14 protein-coding genes and 1 pseudogene are annotated in these 16,088 nt (G+C 47.3%); 3 read left to right on the forward strand and 12 right to left on the reverse strand.

The features are described from left to right. Nucleotides 1-57: 57 nt before the first annotated feature. Nucleotides 58-726: a transcriptional repressor LexA gene (gene lexA, locus DW642_RS00290; RefSeq protein ID WP_055217843.1), complete on the reverse strand. Its 669-nt coding sequence runs from the start codon at nt 724-726 to the stop codon at nt 58-60. A gap of 253 nt (nt 727-979) precedes the next feature. Between lexA and DW642_RS00295 the strand changes: the two genes are divergently transcribed. Beyond that, nucleotides 980-1,354: a LysM peptidoglycan-binding domain-containing protein gene (locus tag DW642_RS00295; protein WP_022462870.1), complete on the forward strand. Its 375-nt coding sequence runs from the start codon at nt 980-982 to the stop codon at nt 1,352-1,354. A 192-nt stretch (nt 1,355-1,546) separates the two neighbouring features. Here the strand turns inward: DW642_RS00295 and DW642_RS00300 are convergent, their stop codons facing one another. From DW642_RS00300 to DW642_RS00320, 4 genes are all read right to left on the reverse strand, one after another. Continuing rightward, nucleotides 1,547-1,921 carry an ArsR/SmtB family transcription factor gene (locus tag DW642_RS00300; RefSeq protein WP_022462871.1) on the reverse strand — a complete coding sequence of 125 codons (375 nt, stop codon included), beginning with the start codon at nt 1,919-1,921 and terminating at the stop codon, nt 1,547-1,549. Nucleotides 1,922-1,938: 17 nt separating this feature from the next. Continuing rightward, nucleotides 1,939-3,807, reverse strand: a complete 1,869-nt coding sequence (locus DW642_RS00305) for a heavy metal translocating P-type ATPase (protein ID WP_117508933.1) — start codon at nt 3,805-3,807, stop codon at nt 1,939-1,941. A 186-nt stretch (nt 3,808-3,993) separates the two neighbouring features. Then, a complete protein-coding gene (locus tag DW642_RS00315) occupies nt 3,994-4,212 on the reverse strand; it encodes a cation transporter (protein ID WP_055266075.1) in 219 nt (72 codons plus the stop codon). Nucleotides 4,213-4,406: 194 nt separating this feature from the next. Continuing rightward, nucleotides 4,407-5,954 (reverse strand): glycoside hydrolase family 5 protein, encoded by a 1,548-nt coding sequence (locus DW642_RS00320; RefSeq protein ID WP_117508934.1) that lies wholly within the window; start codon nt 5,952-5,954, stop codon nt 4,407-4,409. A gap of 786 nt (nt 5,955-6,740) precedes the next feature. Here DW642_RS00320 and DW642_RS00330 point away from each other — a divergent pair. Beyond that, nucleotides 6,741-8,438, forward strand: coding sequence for a carbon starvation CstA family protein (locus DW642_RS00330; protein ID WP_022462875.1), 1,698 nt, complete (start codon nt 6,741-6,743; stop codon nt 8,436-8,438). A 168-nt stretch (nt 8,439-8,606) separates the two neighbouring features. Here the strand turns inward: DW642_RS00330 and DW642_RS00335 are convergent. From DW642_RS00335 to DW642_RS00350, 5 genes and pseudogenes are all read right to left on the reverse strand, one after another. Then, nucleotides 8,607-8,750 (reverse strand): annotated as a pseudogene (locus DW642_RS00335) (aldo/keto reductase); the annotation flags it as partial. Further along, the gene (locus DW642_RS15775) at nt 8,751-8,915 is read right to left on the reverse strand and encodes a hypothetical protein (RefSeq protein WP_022462877.1); all 165 of its coding nucleotides are present in this window, start codon (nt 8,913-8,915) and stop codon (nt 8,751-8,753) included. 46 nt (nt 8,916-8,961) lie between these two features. Next, nucleotides 8,962-9,456 (reverse strand): HD domain-containing protein, encoded by a 495-nt coding sequence (locus tag DW642_RS00340; protein ID WP_117508936.1) that lies wholly within the window; start codon nt 9,454-9,456, stop codon nt 8,962-8,964. Nucleotides 9,457-9,609: 153 nt separating this feature from the next. Then, nucleotides 9,610-10,485 carry a phosphoribosylaminoimidazolesuccinocarboxamide synthase gene (locus tag DW642_RS00345; RefSeq protein ID WP_055217859.1) on the reverse strand — a complete coding sequence of 292 codons (876 nt, stop codon included), beginning with the start codon at nt 10,483-10,485 and terminating at the stop codon, nt 9,610-9,612. A gap of 290 nt (nt 10,486-10,775) precedes the next feature. Continuing rightward, nucleotides 10,776-13,877: a glycoside hydrolase family 2 TIM barrel-domain containing protein gene (locus DW642_RS00350; RefSeq protein WP_158554946.1), complete on the reverse strand. Its 3,102-nt coding sequence runs from the start codon at nt 13,875-13,877 to the stop codon at nt 10,776-10,778. Between the two features lie 226 nt (nt 13,878-14,103). Here DW642_RS00350 and DW642_RS00355 point away from each other — a divergent pair, with 226 nt between their 5' ends. After that, on the forward strand, nt 14,104-14,973 hold the full coding sequence (locus DW642_RS00355) for an AraC family transcriptional regulator (protein ID WP_158554947.1): 870 nt from the start codon (nt 14,104-14,106) through the stop codon (nt 14,971-14,973). Here the strand turns inward: DW642_RS00355 and DW642_RS00360 are convergent. Both DW642_RS00360 and DW642_RS00365 read right to left on the reverse strand, forming a co-directional pair. Next, nucleotides 14,959-15,495, reverse strand: coding sequence for a nitroreductase family protein (locus tag DW642_RS00360; protein ID WP_117508939.1), 537 nt, complete (start codon nt 15,493-15,495; stop codon nt 14,959-14,961). The genes DW642_RS00355 and DW642_RS00360 overlap by 15 nt on opposite strands. Before the next feature lie 20 nt (nt 15,496-15,515). Beyond that, entirely contained in the window at nt 15,516-16,052 is a 537-nt protein-coding gene (locus DW642_RS00365) for a DUF3877 family protein (RefSeq protein WP_117508940.1), read from the reverse strand. Nucleotides 16,053-16,088 lie beyond the last annotated feature (36 nt).

Raw genomic sequence — 16,088 nt, forward strand, 5'->3', positions numbered from 1 at the left:
ACAGGCCGATTTCTTGTTCGTTTTTTCACAACATTTTTTATTTTCTTCTTTTATTTTTCAGGATAAAAATCTTAATACTCCGATTACCTTTCCTACGATCTGCAGATCATTCACAAGGATCGGATCCATCTCATCGTTTTCCGGCTGCAGGCGGAAATAACCGTCTTCCTTGTAGAATGTTTTTACTGTAGCGGAATCATTGACCAGAGCGACAATTTTTTCTCCATTTTCCGCAGTTGCCTGTTGTTCCACAAGAACAAGGTCACCGTCTAAAATACCTGCATTTACCATGCTTTCGCCCTGTACCTTTAAAAGGAACGTTTCTGCGTTTGGCAGACGGTCTACCGGCATCGGAAAATATCCTTCAATATTCTCTACCGCAAGAATCGGTTCTCCGGCAGCTACTTTGCCGATCAGCGGAATCTGTGCAACCTCGCTCTGGGATGCGGTGTCTTCCGATGCAATTCCCTGGATTGCACCAAGGCGGCCGGTATGGAATCCTTCATCGCAGATTTCAATGGCTCTCGGTTTTGTTGCATCTCGTTTGATATAGCCTTTCCGCTCCAGTGTTTCCAGATGTGCATGTACCGAGGATGTAGAACGAAGGGAAACCGCTTCGCAGATCTCACGCACAGACGGCGGGAATCCTCTCTGCAAAATTTCCTGTTTTAAATATTCGAGAATCTGTCTCTGTTTCTCTGTCAGTTTATTTTTGTCTCCAGCCATCGTATGTTCCTCCTGTCGTTTCGTTTTTTATATGAATTAGGGTAGTCCCCTCTTTCTATACGATATTTGCTTAAAATATACCAAATAAATTTTACCATAAATCCAACCGGAACGCAAACAAAAGTTTCGAAAATTTGTTCGTATTTCGTATTGACAAACATACGTTCTTTTATTATAATGAACATATATTCGAAAGAACAAATGTTCACGTAGCACAACTACTCTTCTATCACAAATCAAGGGGGAATTTTACATGAGTACCAATGCAAAGAAAAGAAAATCACTGAGAGAAAGACGAAAAATCCAGAGAAGAAAACTGCAGATCCGCGCAGCCGCCGCTCTCCTGTCTCTGGTTGCCGTCACATTTCTTTTAATCTTCCACTTCACGCCGCAGAATACGCAGGCAGACAGTGAGCCGAAAGCTCCAACCTACAAATACTACACCAGTATCCGCGTTTCTTCCGGCGATACACTGTGGGATATCGCCAAAGAATACCGTACAGAAGAATACTCCGATATTTCCAGTTACATTGCTGAGGTCCGTGAGATCAATCACCTGAGTTCCAACCAGATCACGGACGGTATGTATCTCTGCATTCCGTATTACTCCGAGGAGTATAAATCATGAAATTCAAGAAATGCTTTACATAATTTGGTTATGTAAATAAAGTAAAAAAACAGCTTCCAAAATGCACGGAACCTTCTAAAACAGCATGTTCGGGAAGCATGGTTTACCAAATAAAGAATGAATATGAAAAGCAGAAACGTCCCGCAGATGAGAAATTTCATTTGCGGGACGTTTCTGCTATCTTATGCTTTTTTAATCCTCTTCAATATGCTCCTGTCCCTGTGCGATGATTGTCCGTACATGACCATCTGCAAGAGAGTAGAACACCGATTTTCCTTCTCGTCTGCTCTTTACCAGCTTATTCTGCTTCAGAATGCGAAGCTGGTGGGAAATTGCGGACTGTGTCATGTGCAGTGCTTCTGCCAGGTCGCAGACGCATACCTCTGCCTCAAACAGGACAAACAGGATCTGGATCCGCGTGGAATCACCAAATACCTTGAAAAGCTCTGCCAGATCGTAAAGCTCTGTTTCATCCGGCATGGTCTCATTGACAATCTTTACCAGATTTTCATGAACCTCACAGGAGTCACAGCACAGATCAGCTTCATCCGGATTGATTTTTGCCATTTTGTGTCCTCGTCTTTCTATAGATTTTTCACAAACAGAGCACGAATTGCATTCAGAACCGCCAGAATCATAACTCCGACATCTGCGAAAATTGCCATCCACATGTTAGCGATACCGATGGCTCCCAGAAGCAGGAACAATACTTTGATACCAATTGCAAAATAAATATTCTCATAAACAATGTGAATACATTTTCTGGAAATGTGAATTGCTTTGGAAATCTTGAGCGGATCGTCGTCCATCAGAACGATATCAGCTGCTTCAATTGCTGCGTCGGAACCAAGTGCTCCCATCGCAATACCGATATCGGCACGGGACAGTACCGGTGCATCGTTGATGCCGTCACCTACGAAGGCAAGTTTTTCTTTTTCTGTCTTTGCGGCAAGCAGCTCTTCCACTTTACTTACTTTGTCACCAGGAAGCAGTTCGCTGTAAACTTCATCAATTCCAAGATCTGCAGCTACCTGATCGGCTATCCGCTTGGAGTCTCCGGTCAGCATAATCGTCTTTTTAATACCGGATTTCCGCAGCGCCTGAATCGCCTCTTTCGCATGCGGTTTGATCATATCACAGATCAGGATATGTCCGGCATACTTGCCGTCTACAGCAACATGGACGATGGTGCCGACGCTGTGGCAGTCGATATAATCAACGCCAAGGCGCTCCATCAGTTTTGCATTTCCGGCAGCGACATTTTTACCGTCTACCTTTGCTGTTACACCGTTTCCGCTGATCTCTTCGATGTCCGTGACACGGCTTCGGTCGATCAGTTTTCCATATGCTCTCTGCAGACTCTTGCTGATCGGATGGCTCGAAGCACACTCAGCAAGTGCTGCGTATTCCAGAACATCTTCCTGACTGATCGTATTGTGGTGAATACCGGCTACTTCAAAGACACCCTGTGTCATGGTACCGGTTTTATCGAATACAACGTATTTGGTCTGGGAAAGTGTTTCCAGATAGTTGGAACCTTTCACCAGGACACCTTCATGGCTTGCGCCGCCGATACCGGCGAAGAAGCTGAGCGGAATACTGATGACCAGTGCACAAGGGCAGCTGATAACCAGGAAGGTCAGCGCACGGTAAATCCATACGCTCCACTCAGGAGCGGCACTTAAAAACAGCATCCGTGCCAGCGGCGGCAGGATTGCCAGCGCCAGCGCACCGTAGCAGACGGCCGGTGTATAGTATTTCGCAAATTTGGAAATAAAGTTCTCGGATCTTGATTTCTTGGAGCTGGAGTTTTCCACAAGGTCCAGAATTTTGGATACGGTGGACTCTCCAAACTCTTTCGTTGTTTTTACTTTAATCAGACCGGACATATTGATACATCCGCTGATGACTTCGTCTCCATCCCGGGCGTCACGCGGAACACTCTCTCCGGTCAGGGCACTGGTATTCAGTGTGGTGTTTCCTTCTTTGATCACACCATCGATCGGAATCTTTTCACCAGGCTGTACAACGATGATTGTGCCAACCTCAACTTCATCCGGATCAACCTGCTCGAGTTTTCCGTCTACCTCGATATTTGCATAATCCGGGCGGATATCCATCAGTTCGCTGATGTTCCGGCGGCTCTTTCCGACAGCATAGCTCTGGAACAGTTCGCCGATCTGATAAAACAGCATAACAGCTACGCCCTCCGGATACTCGCCAAGCAGAATGGCACCGACCGTTGCAACAGCCATCAGAAAGTTTTCATCAAATACCTGTTTGTTCAGGATTCCCTTCCAGGCCTTTTTCAGGATATCGTATCCGATGACCAGATAAGGAACCATAAAGGTTGCAAATCGCACATAGCCGGTTGTCGGCAGTACCGCGCAGAGAATCAGAAGAACCGATGCAACGATGACGCGGATGAGAACCTTTTTCTGTTTCTTATTCATACATATGCCTCCTTTGTTCTTACCGCCGGATGAAAAAATCCAGCATTTCATCCCAGAGATTTACAGATCCAAATCCGCTGCTCCAGAGAGAAAATACTGGATTTTTCTCGAGCTGAACCGCAGACAGGTTTTAGAATCTATTCTGCTCCAGCTTTTTCTTCCATCCGCCGATGAAAGTTTTTTATTTTAGAGGAAGATCTCGCAGTCATCCTCAACTTTTTTGCAGTTTTTCAGAACATCCTGCATAACGCTCTTTGGATCCTGTCCGTCTTCGAACTCAACGATCATTTTGAGCATCATAAAGTTTACGGTAGCATCCTTTACACCTGCTGTGTTTTTTGCAGCCTCTTCCATTTTGTTTGCACAGTTTGCGCAGTCAACATCGATCTTATACGTTTTCTTCATCGCTTTTGATCTCCTTTTTCATTTTCACTGTTCATATGAACATTTATTCATATGTTTGTTTTTATTATAGCACCAGTGATGCAATTGTCAATGGAAAACTGAAAAAAATCAAAAAATCTGCCCGTCGGATTTTTTTGATTCCTGCGGGCAGATAGATCTGTTATTTATTTCTCATAAAGAAACGTTATGTTCTGCTATTTTTCACTTTTCCGAATCACAATCTGTCCGAACCGTGCACATCCGTCCAGAACCTCTATTTTCAGAATGCCTTCTCCTGTAACGGTACCGAGTGTGAACTGTTCGAGTGTGTTCGGTGCTGTTTCATATGCAAAATATGGATGAACATCCGAAGTTACTTTCTCACCGGCAGGAGGCATTACCCCTTCAAAAAGAGTCTCTCCCTGAATAGCTGCCTGTACCTTCACCTCTTTGTCTGCACAGTAAGTTACAGAAACGGTATAGGTTTCTTTTTCACGGATTGTATAGGAAGCATACTCTCCTGCTCCCAGCTGAAGCTGTACATGATCTCTCGGATGTTTGATCGGACCCGGTGCGGCAAACCCGGCCGGTTCAGGATGATATCCTTTTTCATAAATCAATTCAAACCGGTCATACAGACGATATCCTGCAGCATTCGGAAGATCACTAAGACCACGGTGTGAATCCATCGGCAGCGCGTTGTAGCCGATCGCCGGGATCTCAAAATTGCCCTCTCGAAGCAGATAAGGATGATACTGCGTATTTTCTTTGCATTTATCGACCGCCAGGCATTCCAGGTAGCTGTCCCAGATGGCCTGCGCATGCTCGTAGGACGGTTTTGCAGCTCCATTAATTGCATAATCGGTAATCAGATGCCATTCATCCGGAACATTAAAGTTCAGAATCGAAGCACATCCTGCTCCCTCTACCGTTTTCCAGCACCACAGATTATAACCGGCGTGGTACTCGGCAAGAATCTCATACATCGTTGTCTGCCATGCGTGCTCATTTCTTCCTCCTGTCTCGCCCATCCACAGGCAGATCTTCTGTTCCCGGCAGGTACGGAGAACGCTGGCAAGAGAAGCTACCTCCGGAACAACCATCTCATACGCATGAAGACTGATGCCCCAGTTGTGGTATTCCGGGTCAAACTCATGATCAAAGAAATATGTAAGAGAGGAAAACTGTGTACCATTCAGCAAAAATAAGTGTTTCTGGTCGATCTTTCTGCAGCGGCGGATCATTTCCTCGTAAAAATAGACCAGCTTCGGTGTCAGCTCCTCGCGGCGCGGCGTCATGGAGATCGGCTCGTTGATACAGTCATATGCGCCGATGATCCAGCAGTCTTTGTATCTTCTCATAAACTCTTCCATCAGAAGAAACATCCGCTCCATCGATTCTTCATCGTCATACAGATGCTGTCCATTGTCCACGCCGTCATCACACGGAATTCCGGACTGGCCTGCCGTTGCCGCATGGAAATCTACGACAGCATAAACCTGATACGTCTCACACCAGTCGAGAACATCATTCAGCATGGCAAAGGAATCTTCATTATACGTAATCCCCGGCTCCTCATACAGAAAGCTTCCTGCGCGGATCGGCAGACGCACGGAATTGTAACCGCGTCTGGAGAGAAGTGCAATATCCTCCTCCGTCAGATACAGCCGTCTCCAGCGTTTCCAGAACTCCTCCGCATATTTCGTTCCGCAGGTCTCCCGTAGAATCTGGTCCATACTTCTTCCACGGTCCATGCGTCCCATCGGCGCATATTTTCCAGGCTCGAACAGTCCAAAGCCGCTCTTGGGTGCCGAGCATAAATCCTTCCGGATTATCCCAGTTTCCCATGCCCCAGCCGCGGAGAATCACCTCTTCTCCGAAATCATTCACAATAATACCGTCCTGATTGTGCAAAAATCCCCTTACACGTTCTTTGTCATAATACCCCATACAAAAATACCACCTTTCCGCAGAAGCCTTCTGGTTCTGCGCTTTTTCTTCTATTATAAAAATTTTGGTTTTCTGTGTCAAGAAATAGATTTTTACTATTTTCAGGGAAAAAACATGATATTTTTTTTAAAATTGCTTGACAAACCGAAAAATGAGACTATAATGCAAAGTGTTCAAAAGAAAAAAGGGATCAGAAAAAAGCAATGAGCAGGACAACATTTTTCGGGTGAGCCTTTTCAGAGAACCATCGGCTGGTGCGAGATGGCAGGTATCCCAAAGAACAATCCCCTGTGAGCTGTACAGACGAAACCAGAAATGGAAAGTAGTCCGGACCGGCCTCTCACCGTTAGCAGAGAAGAGATTCACCGGAAAGTGTATCATCGGGGATCTTGTCTGAGTGATCGACCAAAAGAAACAGCCGATAATTAGAAGTGGTAACGCGGAGCGTTTTTGAAAGCTTCGTCTTCTTGCATAAGTCAGGGAGACGAAGCTTTTTTTGTTTCCAAGCATACCAACACAATTGCCTTTTCCCTTTTCTTTTTCCATTTGGAATCCATGTAAACTGGAAATATCATTTTTGAACGAGGAGGAATTTTATTATGAACACGTTGGTTATTGTACTGATCGCCGCCGTATGTCTGATAGCAGGTTATACCTTCTACGGAAGCTGGCTGGCAAAGAAATGGGGCATCGATCCTAAAGCAAAAACACCTGCCGTTGCAAAAAATGACGGTCAGGATTACGTCCCTACCGATGGATGGACCGTATTCGCCCATCAGTTTTCTTCAATCGCAGGTGCAGGCCCTGTCACCGGTGCCATTCAGGCCGCTGTCTTTGGATGGGTTCCCGTCCTTTTATGGATCCTGATCGGCGGTATCTTCTTTGGTGCTGTTACCGATTTCGGTGCGCTGTATGCGAGTGTCAAAAACGAAGGAAAATCCATGGGACTTCTCATTGAGAAATACATCGGCAAAACAGGAAAAAAACTGTTTCTTCTCTTCTGCTGGCTCTTTACACTGATCGTTATCGCCGCCTTTGCAGATATGGTTGCCGGAACATTTAATGCTTACGAAACGGTTGACGGCGTCACAAAGCTTTCTGCCCAGGCAACTGTAAACGGCGCTGCCGGAAGCATCTCCCTGCTATTTATCGCTTTTGCTGTTGTCTTCGGACTGCTCCAGAAAAAACTGCAGTGGAAAGGCTGGAAAGAAATGGTACTCGGCCTTGCCTGCACTGTTGCAGCCTTTGCAATCGGCATGAATGTACCGCTTGTAACAAGCAAAGCAACCTGGACTTATCTGGTATTTGCCTACATCTTTCTTGCCGCTGTCCTTCCGATGTGGCTTCTGATGCAGCCGCGTGACTTTATGACAACCTTTATGTTTGCCGGCATGATCCTTGGCGCTGTTGTCGGACTTGTTGTTGCACACCCGAAAATGAATCTTCCAATGTACACCGGTTTCCACAATGCGGCATCCGGAGATCTGTTCCCGATCCTGTTTGTCACCGTTGCCTGTGGTGCTGTTTCCGGATTCCACAGCCTGGTATCGTCTGGAACCTCTTCGAAAACCATTGCGAATGAAAAAGATATGCAGAAAGTCGGATACGGAGCTATGGTTCTGGAGAGCCTGCTTGCCGTCCTCGCCCTCTGCGTTGCCGGTGCTGCTGCTTCTGCAGACGGTACGGCTGCTGTCGGAACGCCATTTGCGATCTTTTCTTCCGGTGTTGCCGGATTTCTGGAAATGTTCGGCATCCCGGTATACGGAGCACAGTGCTTCATGACTATGTGTGTATCGGCGCTGGCACTTACCAGTCTTGACTCCGTTGCACGAATCGGCCGTATGTCCTTCCAGGAACTGTTCACTGTCGATGATATGGAACATGCTGCCGGATGGAGAAAGCTGCTCTGCAATAAATATTTCTCTACCATTGTTACTCTGCTCTGCGGCTACATCCTGACTCAGATCGGATATGCCAATATCTGGCCGCTGTTCGGAAGTGCAAACCAGATGCTGAGTGCACTCGTTCTGATCACGCTCTGTGTCTTCCTGAAAGTCACCGGCCGTGAAAACAGAACCCTGTTCCCGCCGCTTATCATCATGCTCTGCGTCACCTTTACCGCACTGGTAGAGCGTGTCATCGCACTTGTAAAAGCGTATGGAGCAGGAACCGCTGTCTTCCTCGTTGAGGGACTGCAGCTCATCATCGCCATTCTGCTGATGGTTCTTGGTGTCATCATTGTCATCAGCTGTGGAAAAGAACTGTTCCGGAAGAAAGCGGGACAGGAAACGAAATAATATAGATGTTTCTTCAAAGAGCTTCCTAACGCAAAACGCCGTCAGACTACAACAAGTCTGACGGCGTTTTACATGCCATAATTTTTTACGAAACAATTGCCGCCTTGGTCGCACCGATAATCGGGGAGCTGACTCCCTTCGCCCATTGCCATGCCAGTGCGGTCATACATTCAGGGCTTCCATTGTTTCCTCAATCGGAGTTTCGTAGTCAAAACGGTGAATGATATACAGATCCAGATAATCTGTTCCCAGCCGTTTCAGTGTACCGTCAATCTCTCTGTGAATGGCTTCTGCCGACAGATTGCCAAAATTTTACTCCGTATAATACTGTGCCTGCGCATTCCAAAGCTCATAGTATTTGCCGTTTGTATCCACAAATCCCCTGTTCCATAAGGTAGCATCCAGATACTTCGGGATCTCCCGGTTGACCGCCATAAAGGTTAAATGACCCCGGCTGTCCTGCTGTAAAAGTGACATCCTCCACCACCTGTAGAGGTGGGGGAGGATGTCACACTTCATGACCTTATTCCTTCTCCGGAAACATACTCTTCAACAGATGCGTTCCCGCTTCCGTCCGAAATACTTTTCTGCAGAAATTTTCAATCGCCTGTTTTGAATATTCGCTCTCGCCGGCATTGACCAGAAAATCGGCTTCCAGCAGGATCTGGTAATCCATTCCCTCTACATTTGTATAGGTATGATGATGCGTAACCAGCCATGTGATGCGTTCGACATCCAGTTCTCCTGCCGGTACATCTTTGAAAAATTCTGCAACGAGCGGCGCACTTTCCTCTTCCTGATGCTTTCCGCTGGTATTTCCGTATTTTTCCCGACACAGCGGGCAGGCAATATCATGGACAACAGCTGCCATCTCCAGCGTTTCCTGTGTTTTTGGATCCAGTCCTTCCGCCTCGCCGATGTTCTTTGCAAAGGCCCATACCTTCAGAAAATGATAAATATCATGAATATTTCCCTTATAAAAATCTGTCATTTTTTCAATTGCAGCAGCAATTTTCATATCGTGTTTCCTCCTTCGCATCCTGTCTTTCTTCCCATTATATCACATGTTTCACGCATTTGAGTATCAGATTATCATCTGATCTTATCACAAAATATGCAAAAACAGGAGGCAGAACCTGCCTCCTGTAGCTTTTTAACACTATGATGTTCTTTATGCCAGCGGTTTTCCTGTCAGCATCTCATATGCCTGAAGATATTTCTCGATCGTCTTGTCTACGATTTCCTGCGGCAGAGTCCAGTCGTGGTTTCCATCGTTGGCTTTGAGCCAGTCGCGCGCGAACTGTTTGTCAAAAGATGGCTGACCATGGCCTGGTTCATAACCGTCTGCAGGCCAGAAGCGGGAGCTGTCCGGAGTCAGCATCTCGTCGCCGATTACGATATTTCCGTTTTCATCAAGACCAAACTCAAATTTTGTGTCTGCAATGATAATGCCTTTGCTTAAAGCATAATCAGCACATTTTTTATACAGAGCGATGGTGTAGTCGCGAAGCTTCTCTGCATACTCGGCTCCTTTTCCCGGGAAGTATTTTTCCAGATGGGCGATGCTCTGCTCATAAGAGATATTTTCGTCATGATCTCCGATTTCAGCCTTTGTGGACGGAGTGTAGATTGGCTCAGGAAGCTTGTCAGATTCTTTTAATCCTTCCGGAAGCTCGATGCCACATACTTTTCCTGTTTTCTGATAGCTTGCCCAGCCGCTTCCGGTAATGTAGCCGCGGACAATGCACTCGATAGGAAGCATTTCCAGCTTACGGCACATCATGCTGTTTCCGTCAAATTTCTCCTGCTGGAAAAATTCCGGCATGTCTTTTACGTCTACAGAGATCATATGATTCGGAAGGATGTCTTCTGTCAGATCGAACCAGAATTTGGACATCTGGGTCAGAACGGTACCTTTTTTTGTTACCACATTGTTCAGAATGACATCAAAACAGCTAATACGGTCGGTTGCTACCATGATCAGGCTGTCGCCGTTATCATAAATCTCGCGTACCTTACCCTCTTTGATTGGCTTTAATTCTTTCATCATGAATACCTCTTCTTTTCGTATAGGATAGTGAACGGAATTACACCCGATCCGGTGAAATTCCTTTGACACCTTTACCCTACACCACTCCTTATAAATTGTCAAGTATTTATTATTAACGCTACTAAATAAAACAGGCAAAATGATTGCTGCTCCGGTGCGCAAAAAAGTGCTTCAGGCGTGTGCAGTTCTCCTTTTGCGAAGCAAAACTTTTCATGATGGCTGCGAATGAGCAAATAAAATCGGCCGTCTGCCTTCCGAAAAATAAACAGTTGGCCGATTTCTTTCTTTTATGCGAAATGGAAACGGAACGTATAGCTATATCTTCCCTTGCATACGCGATATTCCGGATGGATGTTTTTCGTCCAGCCGGTATCTCCGCCAAGGCCTGCGTGTGCTGCATCCAGGATCAGCCAGGTTCCTGTCGTATGCTCCGGAAGTTCTTCCTCATATGCGGCTTTTCGATATTCTGCCATAGAATATGGAAGCGCACTGAAATGGAAATCATCACTGCCTACAATCTGAACGGTATGTGTTCCATCTGAAAGAACGGCAAATCGCGTATCCTCATGGCCACCGCATTCGCAAGGTACTACAAACGGAACGTGCTGTTCTGCTACAGAAGATGTGTAAAATCCGGTAAAAGCTGCGTCCTTTCGGTCTGCATACGTCTCCCATGGTCCTTTTCCATACCAGCTGAGCGTATCAAACGCTGCAGGAAGGCAGAACGACTGTCCGACTCTTGCGATGGTCTCAAGGCCGCTGTTGTTTGTTACTTCGTTTTTCAGCTCCATTCCCTCACTGCCGATGCGATACAGAGTATGAGCGGTAAAGAGTACTGCGTTGTCCGGCTCCGCGGTATAGGAAGCCTGCACTTCAAGAAGCACCTGATTTCCGGCACTGACAGCCGATACTGACTGTACTTTCTTTTTCAGACGATCCAGACCTTCCGCGCGCCAGATATCATCGTAATCACTTTCATGGGTTCCCTCATCAATACCGGTTGGGGCACGATAAAATTCATCTTTTCCGCCGGTCATAAAAGAAACGCTCTTTGCCTGATATCTGGTAAATTCACCTGTCTTTTTATCAAAGATAATTTCGGTCTCTTCGCCGGTGATGCGAACATGATTTTCATCCTCCGCTACGGTCAGTGGTTTCTCCACAATCGTTTTCTCGTCTGCCAGATAAACACCTGTAGTAACCGGAATCTGACGGCGGTATAGTTCTGTTCCCGCCGGTGCATAGAAGGTATCTTGGGCAAGCTCAACGTAATAATTTACATACGCCTCGCCATGCAGTTTCGCCGGAAGCTCCGGAAGCGTCTCTGTTGTTCCGGCTGCCGTGTAAAATGTCGGATAGCTGCCTTTGGCAAGCGTTTCGCCGTTCTGCACAATTTCATAACGCACCTGCAGATGAGAAAGATCGAGGGTATGGTAGCGGTTTGCCAGCACCCATATAGTTTCGCCGGTATATGGATTTTTCACCTGCTCAATCGTAACCGGGGACTGGCCGTTTCTCACCTCATAGGCGCCCGGTTTATAGGAAAGATCGGCAAAGACAACACCATTCAGACACATATCCGGAACCGGATCGGTCACATCCTCTCCGAACGCTCCGCCGTAGCCGTATTTGATATTTCCGTCCTCCTCGTGGATCGCAATCGCCTTGTCCGCGAAATCCCAGATAAAGCCGCCCTGGAAACGCGGGTATTTATTGACATAGTCCCAGAACTCCCTGAAGTTTCCGTTGCTGTTGCTCTTTGCATACGCATATTCGCACATGATGAACGGGCGGAGATCGGAATCGTCTGCCATCACATCCTCAAGCCAGCTCATCGTCGGATACATTGGGCAGATAACGTCGGAAATATTACTCTTTGGGTTGCCGGACTCATACTGAACGTATCTTGTCTTGTCGTATTCGCGGATCCAGCCGTGCATCGCGGCATGATTCGCCCCGGCACCGGATTCATTTCCAAGGGACCACAAGACGATGGAAGGATGGTTTTTATCACGCAGTACCATACGGGTTGCACGCTCCAGATAAGCGGCTGTCCACTCAGCGGATGCACTGAGCTGTCCGCCGTAACCGTGCGTCTCAAGATTTGTCTCATCGACAAGGTAAATGCCGAGCTCGTCACACAGATCATACCATTTCACGGAATTCGGATAATGGCTGGTACGAACAGCGTTGAAATTCAGGCGTTTCATCACAGCAATTTCTTTTCGCATCTGCTCCTCAGAAACGGTACGTCCCGTCTCGGCGCAAAAATCGTGGCGGTCAACACCTCGGATCACAAGGCGTTTGCCATTCAGGGTCAGAACACCGCGGCTGTTGATTTCCACCTGACGGAAGCCGACCTTGCAGCTCTCGATATCAACCGTCTCATTCTCTTTGTTCTGCAGCTCGACAACGAGGGTGTAAAGTGTCGGAGTCTCTGCAGTCCAGAGTGCCGGGTTCTCTACCGGAGCAGTAACGGTTGCGATGAATTTCGGCATCAGATAGAAGCCGCACTCAGCAAACGTTCTCGAAGCCATCTCGGTTACTTTGTTCTGTTCTTCGTCATACAGCGTCACTTTGGCATGATACTCGCCGTACAGCGGTTTGGAGTTGTCCGGCCAGATCGTGACAGAGAGAGTAGCTTTCGTGTAATCCGGGTGTGTGAACAGTGTCTCTGCCTTATAGTCCAGGATGTGCTGCACCGGTTTCGATACGAGGCGGACATCGCGGTAGATACCGGACAGATGCCAGTAATCCTGATCTTCCAGGTAAGTACCGTCACAGTAGCGCATTACCTGTACGGCGAGGGTGTTCGTTCCCTCCTGCACATATTCGGTGATGTCAAATTCCGCGTTCACTTTGCTGTCTTGGGAATACCCCACCTGTTTTCCGTTGACCCAGAGATAGAAGCAGGACTCCACACCGCCGAAATCGATGAGAAGCTGTCGGCCGATATAGTCTGTTGGAACCTCAAAGGTTCTGAAATAGCAGCCAGTCAGATTTTTCTCCGGTACGTACGGCGCATTCAGCTCGTAGGTGCCTTCGATAATCTCGATCTCAAATGCTTCGCCGTTTGCCTCCCGTTTGAACGGATACAGCATATTGGTGTAAACCGGCTTTCCATATCCCTGCAATTCCCAGTTGGACGGCACCGGAATCGTATCCCATGCTGCGTGATCGAAATTCTCTTCATAAAATGCTTCCACCGCTTCCGGTGACGGATACATTTTGAATTTCCAGTCTCCGTTCAGATCCATTACAAAGCGGGACGCGTTCCGATTTCCGGCGAGCGCCTGCTCTACCGTCTCATACGCACCGTACGGCGTATGCATCGGATAACGATTTTTCTGCGTTATATACTGATTTTCCCAGTCTCTTGTCTGTCTCATGTTCTTGAAACCCTCCTTGTCTTTGCTTTCGCATTTTCCGACTGCCTCTCTTCTTTTTATCCAGATTGGTGTTCCTTTTTTGCTTTCCTGTGATATAATACATCTGTGGATTTTCAAAAGATTCATGCAGTTATCTTATGATTCAGTATAAAACACTGCACGCGGATGAGAAATAGTTGATCTGGTGTTTCTTTTATCCAAAATGGGAAAGCAAAGGAGAAGTCGTATGATACCGGAATATCTGCTTGCAAAAATAGAAAAGAGCGATGTTATCTATCGCTGTATTGGAAATGAAATGAAGAACGGGATTCTGGCGTGCGGTTTTATGCGGAAAGAGACAGCGGACCGCTCGCAGTATCATTTTTCGAACGAGTATTACAGCTGTTTCGTGCTGCTGCGCGGGAGCGGGGAATATATTGCCGAGGACGGCACCTCCTATCCGCTGCAGGCGGGAAGTCTGGTCCAGCGTCTGCCGGGTGTGCCGCATTCCACACGCGTAGACCCCGATGGGAAATGGCTGGAATTTTTTATCTCGATTGGGAAACCGTTTTTTGATTTTTTCTGCTCGCTTTCGGTTCTGAACCGGGAGCCGATGTTAAAGGCAGAGCTGCTTCCCGGCGATCTCGAGCGGTATCAGAAGCTTCTGCAGTCGTTAAAGGCCACACCGGACAGTCTGCTGCCTTTGCGGATTCCGGAGATGGAAAAAGAGATTCTGCGAATGTACGGCTACCATGCGCACCGGGTGAATCTGCAGCGGGATCCGATCGAGGCCGCCTGCGATATGCTCTCGCAGAATCTTGATGAAGAAATTTCTCTCGAAGAGCTTGCCCGGTCACTCCAGATCGGTTATGAGACGTTTCGAAAAGTATTTAAAAAACAGACCGGCGTCTCTCCTGCACGGTACCGCACCAGGAAGAGAATGGAGCAGGCCCGTATTCTTCTCGAGGGCGGCGTACCGATGAAGGAAATTGCCGGTCTTGTCGGATATGGCGATGTCTATGCGTTCAGCAAGCAGTTTTCCCGGTTCTTTGGATTCCCGCCTGGAAAGTACCGCGCACGTCTTCACACGGATGCGCCGGATTTAGAACAGTTTTAAGATATCGTCCACGGTTTTACGTTTCGGCTTGTCCGGGTTAATGGCACGGTAGCCGACAGCAATGACAGCACCAAGGAGCTCATTCTCCGGAATGGAGAGGGCTTCACGGATAGCTTTCTCATCACGGATTCCCATAATCAGAGTATCAAGGCCAAGTTCTCTTGCGCGCAGGATCAGGTTTTCGTCGTGCAGGCCGAGATCGTAATAGCCCCAGCCGTTTCCGACTTCATTGTCCGGTGTTCCGTCCTGCGTGAAGCCGGAGCGGTCTTTTACGAATGCTGTTACGACAAGTGCGGCTCCCTTTGAACTCTTCTGATTGAATTCTGGAAGGCATTTTGCGGAAAATTCTTCGACTTTCTCCGGTGTTACAAGGGCATAGTACCGTGTTGTCTGTGAGTTTTTCCAGGATGGTGCCTGAATCGCTGCCTGTACGATCTCCTGGATCTGCTCTGCCGTTACGTGTTTCTCCGGATCAAACGCGCGGATGCTTCTTCTTTCTTCCAGCAGTTTTGTAAATTCCATGGTGTATATCCTCCTTTTATTTATAAAGCCTCGTAATCTTCCCGTGAAAAACGGTGATACGTCAGGCCGAATTCATTTTCTTCGACACAGTAACAGTATTCATCTACAGACGGGTCTGAAAAAGAAAATACATGGCCCATCTCATGCTCCTCGGATGCGTTTTCTTCCACGGTAGTATGCATTTTCTCTGCATAGGAAGAAAAGCAGTTTCGAACCTGTTCCATTGTGTTTCCAGGCGTTGTGATCACCTGCAGAAGGTTCTGCAGGAGCTCCGGAACAGGAATTTTCCGCTCGATATAAGAACATCCCTCCTCCGGGATTTCCATGCAGTAGCGGTCCTTGACCGCTGAAATCGCAAGTGTTCCAAAACGCAGCTGTACTTCCTTACAGAACGCGGCAAGTGCCGCATCCAGGTCTTCTGTTTCGTCTAAAGAGAGGGAACGGCGCAGGGACTCCGCCGGGTAGTAGAGCTTCATCGTACCGCCCTCATAGCCGATCTTCACCTGCCATTCCCGAATCGTATCGGTAATATGTTTTTCCAACAGTTTTGCTGTCATATTTTTTCAGTCACCTCCATTATGCTGCATGTGCAA

It is taken from the genome of Blautia sp. AM23-13AC (genome assembly GCF_003435675.1).
Lineage (GTDB): Bacteria > Bacillota > Clostridia > Lachnospirales > Lachnospiraceae > Fusicatenibacter > Fusicatenibacter saccharivorans.

Excerpts from the sequence above, each read along its gene's own strand:
- lexA (WP_055217843.1), bottom strand. The coding sequence starts at position 726 with ATGGCTGGAGACAAAAATAAACTGACAGAGAAACAGAGACAGATTCTC.
- DW642_RS00295 (WP_022462870.1), top strand. The coding sequence starts at position 980 with ATGAGTACCAATGCAAAGAAAAGAAAATCACTGAGAGAAAGACGAAAA.
- DW642_RS00300 (WP_022462871.1), bottom strand. The coding sequence starts at position 1,921 with ATGGCAAAAATCAATCCGGATGAAGCTGATCTGTGCTGTGACTCCTGT.
- DW642_RS00305 (WP_117508933.1), bottom strand. The coding sequence starts at position 3,807 with ATGAATAAGAAACAGAAAAAGGTTCTCATCCGCGTCATCGTTGCATCG.
- DW642_RS00315 (WP_055266075.1), bottom strand. The coding sequence starts at position 4,212 with ATGAAGAAAACGTATAAGATCGATGTTGACTGCGCAAACTGTGCAAAC.
- DW642_RS00320 (WP_117508934.1), bottom strand. The coding sequence starts at position 5,954 with ATGGGACGCATGGACCGTGGAAGAAGTATGGACCAGATTCTACGGGAG.
- DW642_RS00330 (WP_022462875.1), top strand. The coding sequence starts at position 6,741 with ATGAACACGTTGGTTATTGTACTGATCGCCGCCGTATGTCTGATAGCA.
- DW642_RS15775 (WP_022462877.1), bottom strand. The coding sequence starts at position 8,915 with ATGTCACTTTTACAGCAGGACAGCCGGGGTCATTTAACCTTTATGGCG.
- DW642_RS00340 (WP_117508936.1), bottom strand. The coding sequence starts at position 9,456 with ATGAAAATTGCTGCTGCAATTGAAAAAATGACAGATTTTTATAAGGGA.
- DW642_RS00345 (WP_055217859.1), bottom strand. The coding sequence starts at position 10,485 with ATGAAAGAATTAAAGCCAATCAAAGAGGGTAAGGTACGCGAGATTTAT.
- DW642_RS00350 (WP_158554946.1), bottom strand. The coding sequence starts at position 13,877 with ATGAGACAGACAAGAGACTGGGAAAATCAGTATATAACGCAGAAAAAT.
- DW642_RS00355 (WP_158554947.1), top strand. The coding sequence starts at position 14,104 with ATGATACCGGAATATCTGCTTGCAAAAATAGAAAAGAGCGATGTTATC.
- DW642_RS00360 (WP_117508939.1), bottom strand. The coding sequence starts at position 15,495 with ATGGAATTTACAAAACTGCTGGAAGAAAGAAGAAGCATCCGCGCGTTT.
- DW642_RS00365 (WP_117508940.1), bottom strand. The coding sequence starts at position 16,052 with ATGACAGCAAAACTGTTGGAAAAACATATTACCGATACGATTCGGGAA.